The following is a 16,114-nucleotide window of genomic DNA, read 5'->3' as shown; positions in this document are numbered from 1 at the left end:
TATCCAGGTAGTGATACCTTGTCAGAGAAGTCGCGAATCCTTATCAATCGAATGAAGGTCAAGGAGACGGCGGCACTAGTTAAACGGGTGAACCTTGGACACACTGACAAGCCGGACAATACAGGCACTGAAAGCCCTTATTATCGAGGGTCAACTCGACAAGGGACACAAGCTTGGGTCGCTGAATGAATTATCCCAGCAGTTCGGCGTGAGCCGTACTGTTATTCGCGAGGCAATCTCCGCACTGCGGTCCGATGGGGTCGTCGAAGCACGCCATGGCGTTGGCGTGTTCGTACACGATGTGCCGCAGCCGGAAGATTCGAGCGGTTATGATTCCGAGCTTACGCTGGCACCGCTACGCCAGCTGAAGACTTCGTTCATGGACCTCCTGGAGCTGCGGATGGCGTTCGAGGTGCACGCCGCCGGTCTTGCCGCGACCCGGCGCTCTTGGGCGCAGGAATCGAATATCTGGAACGCCGCTCGCCAGTTCGAAGCATCGATCGATGACGAAGCTGCGCTTGACCATCTCGACTTTGTCTTTCATCGCGCGATCGCAGAAGCGACGAATAACGGCGCCTTCATCGAGTTCTTCAACTTGATGAGCCTTCAGATAATTCCCCAGCCCGCCTTCTCGAAAGAGCTCAATCCAGCGCTCATCACCCCCGAATACATTCAGAACACGGTAAGAGAGCACAGGGCCATCTGTGAAGCGATCAGCAGTGGAAATTCCGGCGAGGCGCGCGAAGCGATGCGCGCGCATCTGAACCGCAGCCACCTCCGGTATAGGGGCTTTTCGGACGGAGGCTCCTCGCCATTGAGCAATCTGGCCCAATAAGCACTTACGCCGAAGCTGTTCTGACTTTCGCTCAACCGTGAAAGGGGAAATCGTGGCGTTTCATCAAGGTCTGACGATTTTTCGGATTCGACCGACGGGAGAACGACGCCCTTCATCTCGACTACTTGCACTAAGACCGCCAATCCAGGTCAGACCGTTGCGACCCAGCGGCATGCCCGCATGACAGCGGACCCCTTTACAGGAAGCTTCGACTTTGACCTATTTCGGAGATCGAACGCTCACGGACAATGGCTGGACAGCGCAAATGGACATTCGATCGACACTGAAGGAGCTAAGTGAGGCCTTCAACGCGCACGATCTTGATCGTATTATGGCGTTCTTTTCCGACGATTGTGTCCTCGAGATGCCGAGGGGAAACAAGCCTTGGGGATCTCGGTTCGAGGGCAAACGCACCGTACGGGAAGCGCTGGCAGCACGCTTTGAAGGCCTGCCTGATGTCCATTATGGCACTGACGAGCATTTTGTGGATTCGGCTGCCGATACTGGTATCTCGAAATGGACCCTCACCGGCACGACCCGCGACGGGACGACGGTGGAAGTCCGAGGTTGTGACTTCTACACCTTTCGAAACGGCAAGGTGATCCGCAAGGACTCATACTGGAAAATTGTGGAGTAAGAGTCGGATGCTGATGCTGTCCGGCCGCGGCCGATTGATGGCAAACCGGCTTATATGTGGGCGACCTCCATGTCAGCCACGGCGCTTGGCAGCGAAAAAAGATTATCGGCCAGGAAGTCGACGAATACGCGAAGCTTGGGAGAAAGCTGCCTTGTTGACGGCCATAGCATCCGGAACGTGACGGAGTGGTCGATATAATCCTCCAGCACACTCACGAGCGTGCCGTCGGCAAGCTGGCGGTGGATCGCAAACTCGGGAACATAGATCAGGCCCAGGTCCTGCTCGGCCATAAAGATCAGAGGCTCGAGACCGCTTGAGACGGCGGCCGTCGATATCTCGACCTCCGCCTTCCGCCGTTTGCTTCCCAACGGCCACGGCTCGATGAGCCCGGTGCTCGGATAACGGTGCCGCAAGCCGATGTGATTCTTAAGATCGGCCGGATTTGCGGGAAAGCCACGTTGATCGAAATAGCCGGGCGAGCCCGCCAACAGATAGGGCGAGGCCCCGAGAACGCGTGTCATTAAGCGCGAGTCAGTGGCGTCACCGGTCCGCACGACCGCATCGAAGCCTTCCTCAACAACGTTCACCAGACGATCGTTGAAGTCGAGATCGAGTTCGATCTCGGTATAAGTCCGTACGAAAGCGCTGATCGTCGGCATCATCAACATTCCCACGATGGGCAGGCTGACGCGCAGCTTGCCCTTTGGCGCACCTCGGGTCTGTGAAAGTTCGAGTTCGGCAGCCTCGATCTCGCCGAAGATCCGCCGGCAACGTTCCAGGAAGAGGCTGCCCTCCGGTGTAAGCGCGATCGATCGGGTGCTGCGGTGGAACAGCCGAACGCCGAGATGTTCCTCCAGCCGCGCGACGGCCTTTCCGGCCGCTGAGGGCGAGATGCCGAGATGCCGGCCGGCGATGGTGAAACTGCGCGCTTCGGCTGTGAGCACGAACGCTCTCAGTGAGCCCAGGCTCTCCAATTTACACCTCAGATTATGGTCAAAAATGTCCAGCTAGTTATGAATTCTAGCACAATTCTCTTTCATCGATAGTGAATTTATCCTGCCGGTCAATGCTGTAGCCGGAACTCTCTCATCGTTGAGTGATGTGGAATTTCGGTTGCAGGCGAACATTCACCTTTATCCTGGACGGCCTCATGACTTCTACCAGCGACCCGATTTGCGCCAATTCTCCATCACTTGGGCCCGCTAAATCCTCCGGTCCGGCGGTAACCGAACGCCTACCGATGTCGGGCCTCCTTGCGCTGGCGATGGCTGGGTTCATCACCATCCTGACAGAGGCCCTTCCGGCCGGACTGCTTCCGATGATGAGCGCGGATCTCCAAGTCTCGGAGGCGCTGGTCGGTCAACTCATCACGATATACGCGACTGGATCGCTGGTGGCGGCAATCCCATTGACTGCAGCCACGCAAGGGTGGCGGCGGCGCCCCCTCCTGTTGATTGCTATCGGTGGTTTTGCCGTTGTAAATACGGTAACGACGATATCCGACAGCTATGTGCTGACTCTAGTCGCACGCTTCTTCGCCGGCGTCTTCGCTGGCCTGCTTTGGGCACTACTGGCTGGTTACGCAAGCCGCATGGTTGCGGACCACCTGAAGGGACGCGCCATCGCGGTTGCAATGGTCGGGACGCCGATGGCCCTGTCGCTCGGCATCCCAGCGGGCACGTTGCTCGGCGGCACCGTCGGCTGGCGCCTCACCTTCGGCATCATGAGTGTCCTGACCGCGGTGCTTATCGTCTGGGTGTTGGCGAAGGTGCCGGACTTCCCCGGACAGGCGAAAAACAAGCGCTGGTCGCTCGGCAAAGCCTTCACCCTGCCGGGTATCCGGCCAGTGCTGTTCGTCACGCTGGCCTTCGTGCTCGCACACAACATCCTCTACACCTACATCGCCCCCTTTCTCGTTCCGGCCGGTCTCGCAGACAGGGTCGACGCAGTCCTGCTTGTCTTCGGCGTGACGGCGTTACTCGGCATCTGGGGTGTCGGTGTACTTATCGATCGTTGGCTGCGCGAGCTGGTGCTGGTCAGTACGCTTCTCTTTGGGCTCGCGGCGCTGGCGCTGGGGTTTTGGAATACCGTCCCAGCAGTCGTCTATGGCGCGGTGGGTGTATGGGGTCTCGCATTCGGCGGCGCTGCAACACTATTCCAGACTGCTTCGGCCAAGACTGCGGGCGATGCAGCCGATGTGGCACAGTCCATGCTCGTTACTGCCTGGAATACTGCGATTGCCGGTGGCGGTCTGGTTGGCGGCGTTCTCCTTGAAACCCTCGGCGTCGCTTCCTTCCCGTGGGCGCTGCTGACGTTGCTGGCTGCAACGCTCGTGGTTGCGTGGGCCGCGAGCGGCCACGGTTCTCCAGCAGCAATGCCGAAGTAATCACCGCAACTCCAACAATGACCAGAAGGAAACCCTCATGTCTCACGACGCAAAGACGCTTGCCCTCCTCAACCCGACTAGCGATCCGCAGCCCATTTCGGAGCGTATAAATGCTGTAATCGACGCAGCGTTGGCGGAACAGCGGATCGTCGGAGCGACTGTCCTCGTGGCTCTCGACAGCCAGAGTATCTATGCCCGCGCGGCCGGCCTTGCCGACCGGGAAGAGCAACGTCCCATGCGTCTCGACACCCTGTTCAGGCTGTCCTCGGTATCGAAAGTGTATGTCTCTGTCGCCGCTCTGGTACTCGTCCGGCAGGGGCGCCTCACATTGGACGCGCCCGTCACGGCCTGGCTTCCGGAGTTCACGCCCGAGGGACCGAGCGGCACTGTGCCTTCAATCACTGTGCGCCATCTGCTCAGTCACACTGCCGGTCTCGGCTATGGCTTTCTCGAGCCCGCCGACGGCCCTTATCATCGCGCTGGCGTTTCGGATGGCATGGATCGAGCCGAAGTCACGCTAGCCGAGAATGTCCGGCGCATCGGCACAGTGCCGCTGCTGTTCGAACCGGGGACATCCTGGGGCTATTCGCTTGCAACGGATGTGCTCGGGGCCCTGGTGGAGCGCGTCAGCGGCCTGCCGCTCGACGAGGCGGTCAAAATTCTCGTCACCGGACCGCTCGGCATTGCGGATACCGGCTTCACGGCTGCCGATCCCACCCGGCTGGCGACCGGCTATGTCAGCGAACCTTCGAGACCGCGCCGAATGGCGGGCATGGAGATCGTTCCGCTACCCTTCATGCCGGAAGCCGAGGGGCTGCGGATGGCTCTCGACCGGGCGTTCGATAGCAAGGCTTTCCCTTCGGGTGGAGCCGGAATGATCGGCACGGCCGGCGATCTGCTGCTTTTGCTTGAAGTGCTTCGCACCGGCGGCGAGCCTTTGCTGACTGGTGCGCTGATCGATGAGATGACAACCGATCACACAGTTGGAATGGACCTGTTGCCCTGGCCCGGACGCGGCTTCGGTCTCGGTTTCACAATCCTGCGCAACCCAGGGATCGCGCACTCGGCGGAAACCGCGGGGACGTGGCGTCTCGGCGGGGCCTATGGCCACTCATGGTTTGTCGATCCAGACCGGAAGCTTACGATGGTGGCCTTCACCAATGCGGGCCTGGAGGGGCAATCTCCCGGCGGTCGCTTTCCCGACGAACTTGCCAAGGCTCTCTACGCAGCGTGATGCACGCTCCAAATGGGAAGCTTGCGGATGCGTGACTGAGACCTTCTGATATGCATCAGACGAGTGGGAGGAGACATTTGACACATCCGCCGACGGCGCAAGAAGAACTCTACGGCCAGTGGATGATAGAGGAACTTGCGCGGCATGGTTACAAGCTCAGCGCCGGGACGCTTTATTCGGTCTGGACCAGCGCCGTCCTTGGACCGCACGATTTTGCCCTTGCGCTTGCTGGCATTCTTCTACTTACCGTGTGGAAGGCTCCACCATCTACCGCTCGGATCAACGCGTGCACTTGCGGCAAAGGAAGGCGTCTCCCAAATGCAACACTCCGCTTGATAATTCACCCGGCTCGAGTGTCTCGTGGTGCGCTCCGCTCCGGTCAAAATCAGAAACGTGAGCGATTTCACATAATTGCTGAGTATTTAACACAAGTTTATCATAGGGGATTGAAATCATTAGAATTCTTCCAAAAGATAGCAGTTGAAGGAGCGCGCCGGGGTCACTAAACGGGAATCGGCACCTCTACGAAAGACGGGTGCATGGAGCCAGCACCGTTGACCAGCAGCCGTGAAGATATCGAGCATCTATATATTTCGGAGCGAAGTCGCCTTGAACGCGTCGCCCTTCGCAGGGTCGGCGAAGCCCACGCGGCGGATATCGTTCAGGACGTCTTTGCCGCTCTTTGGTCGCGTGCGGTCGAGCACATCACACTAACGCCCGCCTATCTTTCCCGAGCGACAAAATATGGCGCCATAAGCCACTTTCGAGCCGAGCAGCGGAAAAGGAAGTTCTTTGGTGCGATTACCGAAGAGCAATATTCAGTGCCTGTGGCAACGCCCGACCAGATAGTGTCTGCGCGGCAGGATTTGCAGCGGCTTGCAGAGACCATCCACACATTGCCGGCACGCACGCGCCAGATTTTCATTCTGAACCGATTGCACAATTGCACCTATGACGAGATCGCTGAAAGTCTTGGCCTGTCTTATAGTACAGTCGAGCGCGAAATAGCCCGGGCGATTGTCGCGTGCAAAGCTTGCCAGTAACCGCTTCACACCATTGAGAGTTCATTTTATCGCATATCCGGAACGATCCGAATGATGACCGGCGGCGAACCCGCATCGCGAGACAAGGCGCTCATCGAAAAGGAAGCGGTGGCTTGGTTCACTCGCCTGAACGGCAAGCCGTCGGGCCGCGAGGAGCGTGATTTCAGGACATGGATCAAGGCCTCGACACAGCACGAACAAGCGTTCGAAGAGGTTCGGACGCTTTGGTCGGCTCTCGGGCCTGTCGCCGATATCGTTGGGCGCAGGCCGGATGACAATTTGGCTGAACCGCTCGAAAAAATCAGAAAATTGCGGGAAGGACACCGGGTAAACAAGGCCGGTGCGGCGGTCGTTGTCGGTCTTGCCACGCTTCTCGTTGGGTCCTGGGTCTGGCTGGAGCACCCGCATATACTTGAGGACCTGGAAGCGGACTATGTAACGGCACGCGCTGAAAGACGCAGCATCGCGCTTTCGGACGGCTCCGAGGTGCTTATGGACGCCGACACCGCTCTTGAAGTCGAGATGACCGGGAGCGAACGCCGGGTGCATCTCTTGCGGGGAACGGCCTATTTCCGCGTCAATCGAGCGGACGTCCCATTCATCGTCGAAGCCGAAAATGGCGAAGCTCGCGTGCTCGGAACCGAGTTCGATGTCGCCCTTGGCGGCGAACGCGAGGTTACGATCACTCTTGCCAGCGGCAGTCTTGAAGTCAGTCTCCTCAACAAGCAACAGGAGACCGTTCTCAAGCCGGGAGAAAGCGTCGATTATGGTCGAACCGGGTTGGGGGAAATCCGTTCGGTCAGCATAGACGAGAGCACCGCCTGGCACTCAGGCCGGCTGATTTTCACCAATGCCCGCTTAGGGGACGTTCTGGCGAAGATCGGAAGGTATCGCAGCGGGCGCATCGTCGTTCTAGGTTCTTCCGTCGGCGAAACGCGCGTCAGCGGAAATATCTCTCTCGAAAATACCGATGCCGCCCTGGCCGCGGTACAATCCTCCGTTGGGTTTCGGATGACGGCAATCGGCGGGATGGTGACCGTCATCGGCCCTTGAAACCGTCATTGCATAAATTTTTACCGGCGATGTGAGGGTAGCCCCGTTCCTCGAACGATAAGGAAAGTGAGAGGGCAAGGACGCTTCTTCGGAACGGTTCCTTCCACAGGTTTTCGAGGAAAAAGGGGCGTCCGATGAAGGGCAGGCTTATGAGCGGCAGAATGGTTTTTCTGCTGGCAACAACGGTGTTTGTGGGGATCGCTGGCGACAGGGGCATTGGCCAGAAAGCATTCGCCCAGACCGCCAAACAGAAGACCCATAATTTCAATATTCCGGCAAAACCGGTTCGTCAGGCAATGAACGATATCGTCCGCATTTCCGGCATCGATGTTGTTTTCCCGGAAACCTCCGCAGCATCGTCGACGGGCAAACCGGTGCGCGGTTCAATGACTACCGGACAGGCTATCGCTACGCTTCTTGCAGGCACGAACCTCAGTTACTCCTTTGTCAACGACAACACGGTAACAATTACCAGCCGGGCGCAAGAGAGCGGCGCCGGCATCAGCCAAGATGGCTCGATACTGCTCGATGCGGTCACGATCAGCGGGCAGGGTTCGGGAACAAACGGTTATGTCGCAGGCAGCAGTTCGACCGGCAGCAAGACGGACACCCCTTTGGTCGAGGTGCCGCAAGCGATTTCCATCGTTACCAAGGACCAGATTCGCGACCAGGGAGCACAGACGGTTTCGGAAGCACTGCGCTATACGGCCGGTGTGACAACCGGATTGTTTGGAACCGACCCGCGTTTCGACCAGATGATGCTGCGCGGTTTCAATTCGCATCCTTCAGGCGATTTCAAGAACGGTTTGCGGCAGCCAACCTATTCCTTCTCCTATTTCAAGACCGAAGCCTACGGGCTTGAACGCATCGACGTCCTGAAAGGCCCATCCTCTGTCCTCTACGGGCAAGGTGCTCCCGGCGGCGTCGTTGACCGCGTCACCAAGAAGCCGACTGAAGAGGTGATCCGCGAAGTGCAGGGGCAGATCGGCAGCAACGACCGGTATCAGGGGGCATTTGATTTCAGCGGCCCGGTCGACGCGAACAAGGAGTTCCTCTACCGGCTGACAGGCGTCTTGCGAGATGCCGATAGTTTTCAACACGGCGATATGCCCGATGACCGCCGTTACATCGCGCCTTCACTTTCGTGGCAGCCTTCCAGCGATACGAAACTGACGATTCTTGGCGACTACATGAAGGATAATGTCGGCTGGAATTTTTATCATACGCGACCGGACGGAACGCCAACGCACATATTTGTGGGCGAACCGTCATTCGACCGATACGCCCAGGAACAATACTCCGGTGGATATGAGTTTGAACACCGGTTCAGTGAGGTCTGGCAAGTCAAACAGAATCTGCGATGGGGACGCATAGATTTCGACGGCCGGTATGTAGTTCCCGGCCCGCTCGCAAGCGACGGGCACACGCTCAACCGCTTCTGGGAGCACCGCGAGGAGAACCTTACCTCCTTCACGGTCGATAATCAGGCGATCGCCACCTTCGATACCGCAAGTCTCAGCCACAAAGTTCTTCTGGGTCTCGACTACCAGCGGATGGATGGAAAATCGAATGTCCATAATGGCTATGGGCCGTCGCTTGATCTGGACAATCCGGTTTACGGACAACCGGTCTCAACCGACTTCTCGATCGAGATGGCAAATACCCGGCAGAAGCTGAGTCAAGTCGGCATCTATTTGCAGGATCAGATCAAATACCAGGATCGTTGGGTGCTGACGCTGGGCGGCCGTCATGACTGGGCCGATCTCGACACCAGCAATTTTCTCACATCCGAGACTTTGAAAACGACAGACAGCGCGTTTACCGGCCGCGTTGGCCTTACCTATCTGTCCGATATCGGACTGGCACCTTACGTCAGCTACTCGACCTCGTTCCTGCCCCAGGTCGGAACGACATCTGCCGCCCGGGGCAGCAAGCCGTTCGAGCCGACGACGGGAGAACAGTACGAGGCCGGCATCAAGTATGAGCCGACAGCCGATAGTCTCGTGACACTTTCGGTATTCTCTTTGACGCAAGGCAACATGCTGTCGTCCGACCCAGATGATGCCAATCAGAAAATCCAGACAGGAAAGGTACGTTCGCGCGGCGTTGAGCTCGAAGGAGCAGCCAACCTGACAGAAAATCTGCGGCTCAAGGCGTCGTACACCTACCAGGACATGAAGGTTGTCGAGAGCACGGACGGCGATGTCGGAAAATGGCCGGTCAGCGTTCCCGCCAATCAGGCATCGCTCTGGGCCGATTACACGGTGAACGAAGGCATGTTCGACGGCCTTGGCTTTGGTGCCGGCGTACGGTTTACCGGCAAGACCTACGCGGATGCACAAAACACCCAGAAGAACGACTCCTCGGCATTCGTCGATGCGTCGATCCACTACGAGCGCGACGGACTGCGATTGGCTGTTAACGCAACCAATCTCTTCGACAAGCAAGTGGCCACCTGCTCCTTTGGCTATTGCTACTGGCAGGAGGGACGCACCATTCTGGGCACGCTGACACGTCGCTGGTAGCGGTATGAAGGCCGGCAAACATAGCGGGCACGCCATGTCATCAACGCAGACCCGCCGCGATTTCATCGCTGCAGGTATCATGGCAGCCTCCGCCGTTCTTGCACCCGCATCCGGGTTTTGCGTCGAGCAGGCGAGCGGTCCACAGCGTATCATCGCGCTCGATTGGGGGCTCGCGGAAACGCTGCTCGCACTGGGTGTCAAACCACTGGCGATCCCCGAGGTCCGTGGCTATCGGAACCTCGTCGATCCAGACCTGCCGGAGACAGTTCAGGATATCGGCCTGCGTACGGAGCCCAACCTCGAACTGATGCGCCGGCTCGATCCGGACCTTATCCTCGTTAATCCCGGTTATGCCGGTATCGCAGACATTCTGGGCCGCATTGCCTCTGTCGAAACCTATTCGATCTTTGACGGGAGCGGAAAGCCATTCGACAACGCCCGCAAGGCGCTTGTGCAAATAGCCACCGTTACCGGACGGTCCGAGCAGGCGCGGCTCTATCTAGAGGAGACGACAGTTGCGCTTGAACAACTGAAGGCTTCCGCCAACGATTTTAGGGGTCGGCCGGTATATCTTGTCACGATGATCGACGAACGCCACTTAATGATCCATGGCAACAACGGGCTGTTTCAGCATGTCCTTGATGTCGCGGGTTTGCGCAATGCATGGGACCAGGCGGGAAATATCTGGGGCTACTCCAACGCCGGCATCGAGCGGCTAAAGAGCGAACCGGACGCACTGGTCATCAATCTGGGACCGGTTCCGGCCCATGTTCAGATCGCGCTGAAATCCAGCCGATTGTGGAGCAGCCTTCCTTTCAATCGAAGAGGACAGTTTCATACCATCCCGTCGCTCTGGACTTTTGGGGCGCTTCCAAGTGCAGTTCGCTTTTCCTGGTCGCTGACAGATATTTTGCGGGGCATTCCCCATGCCGGGTGAGGTGGCGTACCGGCAACGGGCCCAATGGCGAAGCTTCGGGTTTGGAGGGCCAGCTTTTCTCACCGTATTTTTCGGCGGATTGGCGGCGTTTCTTACCACTCTCAACGGGCCAAATTTAGCGAACTGGGCCGCTGGAACAGCCGTGCAAGGCGAGTATGAGCGGGTCTTGTTTTATTATAGCGATCTCCCACGGTTTTTCGTCAGCTTGCTTGCCGGCGCATCGCTTGCTTTAGCCGGTGCGATTTCTCAGATGGCCTTGCGAAATCCGCTGGCCTCTCCGACAACGCTCGGGACGGCCTCCGGCGCGCAACTAGCTCTCACCCTTGCATTCACATTCGCGCCTTCCGCCCTTTCCTATGGCAGCCCGTTGATTGCATTCGCCGGCGCGGCCGCCGCGACCGCGCTTGCCTTTGGGCTGGCCTCACGTCGAGGTTTCTCCCCTGTCGTATTGATCCTGGCAGGGCTTCTCATCAACTTGTACTGCGGTTCGGCTCAATATGCCCTTAGCTTGTTCCGGCAAGAGGAAGCGTTGAGCGTCTATATCTGGAGCGCCGGTTCTCTCCTTCAGAATGGTTGGTCGGGAGCAATCATTCTGACACCGGCTTTTCTCGTTGCCGCTCTTGTCACTGCGATATTCCTTCGTCCACTAGCGCTGATCGGGCTTGGGGATGACAGCGCGCATAGCCTCGGCATCTCGGTCCGGACAGTCCGGCTCGCCCTGCTGCTTGTCGCAACGGTGCTCACCGGGCTGGTGGTCAGTGTCGTCGGCGTGGTCGGTTTTGTCGGGCTGCTCGCGCCCTGGCTCGCCCGTCTGACCGGAGCCCGGACGGCGTCGAGCCAGTTGCTCTGGTCTCCTGCTATCGGTGCAGTATTCTTGTGGGTTGCCGATCAGGCCGCCCAACTGGCCGGCGGTGGGCACTACGAAGTTCCTACCGGCATTATTACCGCCTTTCTGGGCGCACCGATCCTTCTCGTTCTCCTGTCGAGGCTCAAGAGGGAGCAGTCCGTCGAAAGCGAAGGTTCGAATCTCGTCAGAAAGCTGCCCCATCCTTGGCTATGGATCGCGAGCATCCTCACCCTGCTCGTTCCTGCGATTCTGTTCGGCCTGTCGGCAAATTGGGTGCCTGCAAGTTTCGGGTTTGTCTTCGACCCGGTCTTCGGCGATCTTTTCGAATGGCGTGCGCCACGCTTGTTCGCGGCACTGCTGGCCGGAATGCTGCTGCCTTTCGCCGGCACCGCGCTACAGCGCTTGTTCAGCAACTCCATGGCCAGCCCCGAGCTTCTTGGTGTGTCGTCAGGCGCCGCTATGGGCATGGTGCTGGTCCTGCTGCTGGTTCCCTCGGCGGAATACCAATTACAGCTTGGCGGCGGCGTAGCCGGTGCGGTCATTCCCTTGGCGATGATGCTCCTTCTCGGTGCGCGCAGCAAATTCGCTCCGGAGCGCATGCTGCTCGCAGGGGTTGCCACAACGACAGTGTGCGGCGCTGTGCTCACAGCCCTCATGGCTTCCGGTGATCCACGATTGTGGTCGATCAGAGGCTTGTTGGCCGGCTCGACCTATCAGACGACATGGGATCAGCTTCTTGCGGTATCGGCGGTGGCTTTCCCCGCAATGTTCGGCGTTGTCCTTTGCTTTCGCTGGCTGGATATCCTGCCGCTTGGCGTGCCGACCGCTTCCGCCCTGGGAGTGAGAATCTCAGGGACCCGGATCGCTATTCTTCTTATTTCGTCGGTACTGTCCACGGGCGCTACCTTGCTGGTCGGCCCGATCAGCTTCATTGGGCTGATGGCGCCTCAGATCGCGCGCCTTCTTGGATTACGAGGGTCTCTCCAGCAACTTGCCGGGTCGGCTGCCGTCGGCATGATGATTATGGTACTCGCCGACTGGTTTGGCCGGTATTTGATGTTTCCATACCAGATACCTCTCGGACTCGTTACGACCTTTATTGGTGGTCCCTATCTGATATGGCTCCTTTGGATACGCCGATGACAAGAAATGTCAGCCCAATATTGAATCGCTGTTCTGGAAATAAAAATTCGACTTTTAGAGACTCTATTCTCACATCTCCATCCTGCATATTATGCAACTCGAGATGAATTAATCTTAAATCCCACGTCGGGATTGGCGATTCCGGAACGATGCTGTCTCGCTAGATAGGCGGCGGCCTCTTCGAAAGACAGATCGTTCGTCATGGATCAGGCTGCCTCGTTCAGATGACAAGCCGACCAACGATCCGGAGCAGTTTATTTCAGTACTGGGACAACCTCCCGGCAGCGCGTCATTGTCTGCGGGCAACGCGGATGGAAGGGCGTCCTGAGGGCGGATCGAGGGGGAAGGCAGTTCGCCCGGTAAGGGACAATAGTCGCGTCGATCGCGTTAAAGGTCCAGATCCAATTGAGCGTGGCTGTCAAGCCGTTGAGCGAGACGGGAAATGTCGGCAAGACGTTCGAGGCGTTTCCACCAGGCCGGGTGTAGGCCTGAGAAGGACGCTATCAATGCCATTCACTTGAACACAGGAGGCCGCTTCTCCCGGAAGGCGGCAACGGCGGCGGCGTGATCGGCGGAGTAGGCCGTGACCGTCTCATAGGCCATGCCGGCCTGCATCACCGCGGCGGCAATCCGCTTGAGTTCGATGTTGACGATGGTCTTCGTCCAGCGAATGGCTTGGGTAGAACCGGCGGCGAGACGGTCGCAGAAGGTGTCGATCGCTTCATCCAACCTGTCAGCGTCCACCGCATGATTGACGAGACCGATCTCGGCAGCGCGCGCAGCGTCAAGCAGATCACCGGTCATCAGGAATTCCTTGGCGCGCGAAAACCCGACAAGATGAGGCCAGACGACGGCCCCGCCGTCGCCTGCCACGAGGCCAATGCCGACGTGAGGGTCGCCGATTTTGGCTTTTCGCGACATGAAGGTTACATCGCACATCAAGGCAAGCGTGGCGCCGAGACCGACGGCGTGGCCGTTGATCTTCGCTATGATCGGCTTCTCCAGGTCGAGCAGCGAAAAGATGATCCGCTTGGCAATTTCGGCCTCGTGGAGAAAGAGCTCTGGCTTATCGACGACGGCCTGCATATGGGCGATGTCCCCTCCGGCGGAGAATGCGCGGCCCGCTCCGGTCAAGACGATGATATCACTTTCCTCGTCAGCCGCCGCGTCGGCAAACACGCAACCGAGTTCATCGTGCATCTGCTTGCCGACGGCGTTCAGGCTGTCCGGATTGTTCAACTGTATGGTGAGGATCCGGCCGCGACGCGAAAATGCAATCGCGGCGTACTTGTCCTGCCAGTTCTCCGACATACAATGCTCCTGCTCAAAAATGTATTCAACCAGCCGTGCGATTGACTAGGCGGTCTCTGGCCAGGTTATTGCCGCGACATCACGCAACTGCCGCGATGCCCCACCCAGATCGGACAGAAGCAGCTTTGCCCGATACGACCACCGGTATAGTGGGTGTTCAAGCGTCAGCCCCATTGCTCCCATGAACTGATGCAGATCGTAGAGTATGCGGCTGGTGCTTTCCTGAAGATAGCCGGCGGCCATGACAGCATCCTCCAAGGAACCGGAAACAGCGGCCCTGCGTGCGAGCCACTCGCCTGCCGCAATCGTGCTCGCACACATTGCAAGCCGATGCTGGACTGCCTGAAACGACCCGATCGCGCGACCGAACTGGCGGCGGTTCTTGACGTAGTCTGTGACACTGAACAAAGCGCCTTTGAGGATGCCACTCAGTTCGCATGCCGTCGCCACAAGCAGCAACCGCCGCACGAGCGCTGCGTCCGCCACCACCTCGGACCGCGCCAGGCATGCGGCAGGGTCCGCCAGCCGCGCCATCGGGTATGCGAAGAACGGCGCGGTGGCGATCGTGTCCTTGCCTTCGATCCGGCAAACCCGCGCCTCGTTTTCGCCGAGCAGGACGACCGATCGCGCCACACCGAGAAATCTGGTCGCCTGGTCGAACTTACCCGTCAACACGGCGACCGGACGCGGCCACTCGGGCAATGCCAGCGCCCGCAAGAACGAAGAATGGGCGGCCTCGACAATCACAGGCCTTGAGGAAATCTCCTGAACGACCATGGCGGCGGCCATCGGCCCGAACTCTTCGAGCCCCGCCGCATCGAGGAAGCCTGAGTCCTCAAGTGCCGAATCAAGATCGCGACTAAAGAACGACCTGCTTCCGTCGACAGGCGCAGCTGTCGCTTCCGCCTGCATAAGCAGCTTCTCAAGAGCGCTGATGAGCGCGGTACACTCCTCCGGGACAGCAAAATTCACGCGCGAGGCTCCCAAGGAAGTTCCAGGTAAGATTGAGCGACAATGCCAAGCTGGATTTCCGCTGCCCCCGAGGCGATCCCCGATGCGATCGCGCGTTCATGGTGGGGCTTCAGCGAGGGTATGTCGTCGTTCGAATATGAAGCCGGCAGGAACTCGAGACCGAAATTCGAGACGGCATGATCGGCGGTAATGACGGCAAAGCGGGCGAGGCTCGACTCCGCGCTCGGCGGCGCGCCCCGGGACCGCTCATCCACCACCCGGTAGACAAGCAGGCGTGCTGCTTCGCATGCCGAAAGCGCCTGCCCCGCGCGGTAGCGGATATATTCGTCGTTCCACCGACCTTCTTCCTTCAATCGCGCGACAAGCGCGTCGAGGGTGCGGCGTGAAAACTCATAACGAGGAATGCCGACGCGCTCATTGCCCAAAGAGTAGGTGATGATCGACCAGGCCTTGCCCTCTTCGCCGAGCATCGCCGATGCCGGAACAGTCACATCGTTGAAGAACACCTCATGGATATCGCCTTCGCCGACGAGACTGGGGATCGGCCGTACGGAAATGCCAGGCGTGTCCATCGGCACGATGAAGATGCAGATGCCGTCCTTGCGCTTGCCCGATGTACGCGCGAGCAGGAAGCAGTGATCCGCCAGGCCCGCATAAGACGTCCAGATCTTCGAGCCGTTGACGACGAAGTTGTCCCCGTCGCGCTCGGCTGATGTTCGCAGCGACACGAGGTCGGATCCCGCCGAAGGTTCCGAGAAGCCCTGACACCAGATGGCTTGACCCTTGGCCGCACGCGGCAGATGCAACTCTTTCTGCTCATCGGTACCGAAGCGCATGATCGTCGGGCCGATCCAGTTGACGTTCATATATTGCGGCCCGCGCGGCTCGCCGGCCGCCCACATCTCTTCGCCAAGAATGAAGTGCTCCCAAACGGTTGCGCCTTCACCGCCGAATTCCTTTGGCCAGTGCGGAACCAGCAAGCCGGCCTCGGCAAGCTTGGGGCAGAAGCGGAGGGAGAAATCCGTCTGCTGACGCGATCCCGGTCCGTGCCGCGCGATCTCGCTCCAGTCGTCGGGCAGTTCCGACTTCAGAAAGTCAACGACACGCGCGCGAAATGCGCTTTGCGGACCAGACCAGGAAAAGTCCATAACTCAAAACCTGTCTCATATAATGGTACATCGCCAATCAACG

General features: G+C 58.8%; 13 protein-coding genes. 9 read left to right on the top strand and 4 right to left on the bottom strand.

Annotated features, from left to right (window positions below; translation table 11 throughout):
- Nucleotides 1-94: 94 nt before the first annotated feature.
- Entirely contained in the window at nt 95-835 is a 741-nt protein-coding gene (locus tag G6N74_RS18525) for a FadR/GntR family transcriptional regulator (protein WP_165119425.1), read from the top strand.
- A 214-nt stretch (nt 836-1,049) separates the two neighbouring features.
- The gene (locus G6N74_RS18520) at nt 1,050-1,472 is read left to right on the top strand and encodes a nuclear transport factor 2 family protein (protein ID WP_246245805.1); all 423 of its coding nucleotides are present in this window, start codon (nt 1,050-1,052) and stop codon (nt 1,470-1,472) included.
- A 50-nt stretch (nt 1,473-1,522) separates the two neighbouring features.
- On the opposite strand, the gene G6N74_RS18515 is transcribed toward G6N74_RS18520, so the two are convergent.
- The gene (locus G6N74_RS18515) at nt 1,523-2,446 is read right to left on the bottom strand and encodes a LysR family transcriptional regulator (protein WP_165119424.1); all 924 of its coding nucleotides are present in this window, start codon (nt 2,444-2,446) and stop codon (nt 1,523-1,525) included.
- Nucleotides 2,447-2,712: 266 nt separating this feature from the next.
- Here G6N74_RS18515 and G6N74_RS18510 point away from each other — a divergent pair, with 266 nt between their 5' ends.
- The 7 genes from G6N74_RS18510 (at nt 2,713) to fhuB (ending at nt 12,640) form a co-directional block, all read left to right on the top strand.
- A complete protein-coding gene (locus G6N74_RS18510) occupies nt 2,713-3,858 on the top strand; it encodes an MFS transporter (protein ID WP_205826744.1) in 1,146 nt (381 codons plus the stop codon).
- Between the two features lie 37 nt (nt 3,859-3,895).
- Nucleotides 3,896-5,092, top strand: a complete 1,197-nt coding sequence (locus tag G6N74_RS18505; protein ID WP_165119422.1) for a serine hydrolase domain-containing protein — start codon at nt 3,896-3,898, stop codon at nt 5,090-5,092.
- A 554-nt stretch (nt 5,093-5,646) separates the two neighbouring features.
- The gene (locus tag G6N74_RS18500; protein ID WP_165119421.1) at nt 5,647-6,135 is read left to right on the top strand and encodes an RNA polymerase sigma factor; all 489 of its coding nucleotides are present in this window, start codon (nt 5,647-5,649) and stop codon (nt 6,133-6,135) included.
- A 51-nt stretch (nt 6,136-6,186) separates the two neighbouring features.
- The gene (locus tag G6N74_RS18495) at nt 6,187-7,188 is read left to right on the top strand and encodes a FecR family protein (RefSeq protein ID WP_165119420.1); all 1,002 of its coding nucleotides are present in this window, start codon (nt 6,187-6,189) and stop codon (nt 7,186-7,188) included.
- 161 nt (nt 7,189-7,349) lie between these two features.
- Nucleotides 7,350-9,713 carry a TonB-dependent siderophore receptor gene (locus G6N74_RS18490; protein ID WP_165119419.1) on the top strand — a complete coding sequence of 788 codons (2,364 nt, stop codon included), beginning with the start codon at nt 7,350-7,352 and terminating at the stop codon, nt 9,711-9,713.
- A gap of 4 nt (nt 9,714-9,717) precedes the next feature.
- The gene (locus G6N74_RS18485; protein WP_165119418.1) at nt 9,718-10,650 is read left to right on the top strand and encodes an ABC transporter substrate-binding protein; all 933 of its coding nucleotides are present in this window, start codon (nt 9,718-9,720) and stop codon (nt 10,648-10,650) included.
- On the top strand, nt 10,640-12,640 hold the full coding sequence (gene fhuB, locus G6N74_RS18480) for a Fe(3+)-hydroxamate ABC transporter permease FhuB (RefSeq protein ID WP_165119417.1): 2,001 nt from the start codon (nt 10,640-10,642) through the stop codon (nt 12,638-12,640). Before G6N74_RS18485 ends, fhuB begins: the two co-directional genes overlap by 11 nt.
- Before the next feature lie 513 nt (nt 12,641-13,153).
- Here fhuB and G6N74_RS18475 read toward each other — a convergent pair.
- The 3 genes from G6N74_RS18475 to G6N74_RS18465 are packed head-to-tail and all read right to left on the bottom strand — an operon-like array spanning nt 13,154 to nt 16,071.
- The gene (locus G6N74_RS18475; protein WP_165119416.1) at nt 13,154-13,951 is read right to left on the bottom strand and encodes an enoyl-CoA hydratase/isomerase family protein; all 798 of its coding nucleotides are present in this window, start codon (nt 13,949-13,951) and stop codon (nt 13,154-13,156) included.
- A gap of 45 nt (nt 13,952-13,996) precedes the next feature.
- Nucleotides 13,997-14,923, bottom strand: a complete 927-nt coding sequence (locus tag G6N74_RS31390; protein WP_165119415.1) for an acyl-CoA dehydrogenase family protein — start codon at nt 14,921-14,923, stop codon at nt 13,997-13,999.
- Nucleotides 14,920-16,071, bottom strand: a complete 1,152-nt coding sequence (locus tag G6N74_RS18465; protein WP_165119414.1) for an acyl-CoA dehydrogenase family protein — start codon at nt 16,069-16,071, stop codon at nt 14,920-14,922. The genes G6N74_RS31390 and G6N74_RS18465 overlap by 4 nt, the downstream gene beginning before the upstream one ends.
- Between the last annotated feature and the right edge of the window lie 43 nt (nt 16,072-16,114).

The sequence above is a fragment of the Mesorhizobium zhangyense genome, assembly GCF_011045115.1.
Lineage (GTDB): Bacteria > Pseudomonadota > Alphaproteobacteria > Rhizobiales > Rhizobiaceae > Mesorhizobium_M > Mesorhizobium_M zhangyense.
This window is presented reverse-complemented; position numbering and strand designations above follow the sequence as displayed.

Coding starts and splice junctions, on each gene's coding strand:
- G6N74_RS18505 (WP_165119422.1), top strand. CDS start 3,896: ATGTCTCACGACGCAAAGACGCTTGCCCTCCTCAACCCGACTAGCGAT.
- fhuB (WP_165119417.1), top strand. CDS start 10,640: ATGCCGGGTGAGGTGGCGTACCGGCAACGGGCCCAATGGCGAAGCTTC.
- G6N74_RS18485 (WP_165119418.1), top strand. CDS start 9,718: ATGAAGGCCGGCAAACATAGCGGGCACGCCATGTCATCAACGCAGACC.
- G6N74_RS18490 (WP_165119419.1), top strand. CDS start 7,350: ATGGTTTTTCTGCTGGCAACAACGGTGTTTGTGGGGATCGCTGGCGAC.
- G6N74_RS18465 (WP_165119414.1), bottom strand. CDS start 16,071: ATGGACTTTTCCTGGTCTGGTCCGCAAAGCGCATTTCGCGCGCGTGTC.
- G6N74_RS18495 (WP_165119420.1), top strand. CDS start 6,187: ATGATGACCGGCGGCGAACCCGCATCGCGAGACAAGGCGCTCATCGAA.
- G6N74_RS18510 (WP_205826744.1), top strand. CDS start 2,713: ATGTCGGGCCTCCTTGCGCTGGCGATGGCTGGGTTCATCACCATCCTG.
- G6N74_RS18475 (WP_165119416.1), bottom strand. CDS start 13,951: ATGTCGGAGAACTGGCAGGACAAGTACGCCGCGATTGCATTTTCGCGT.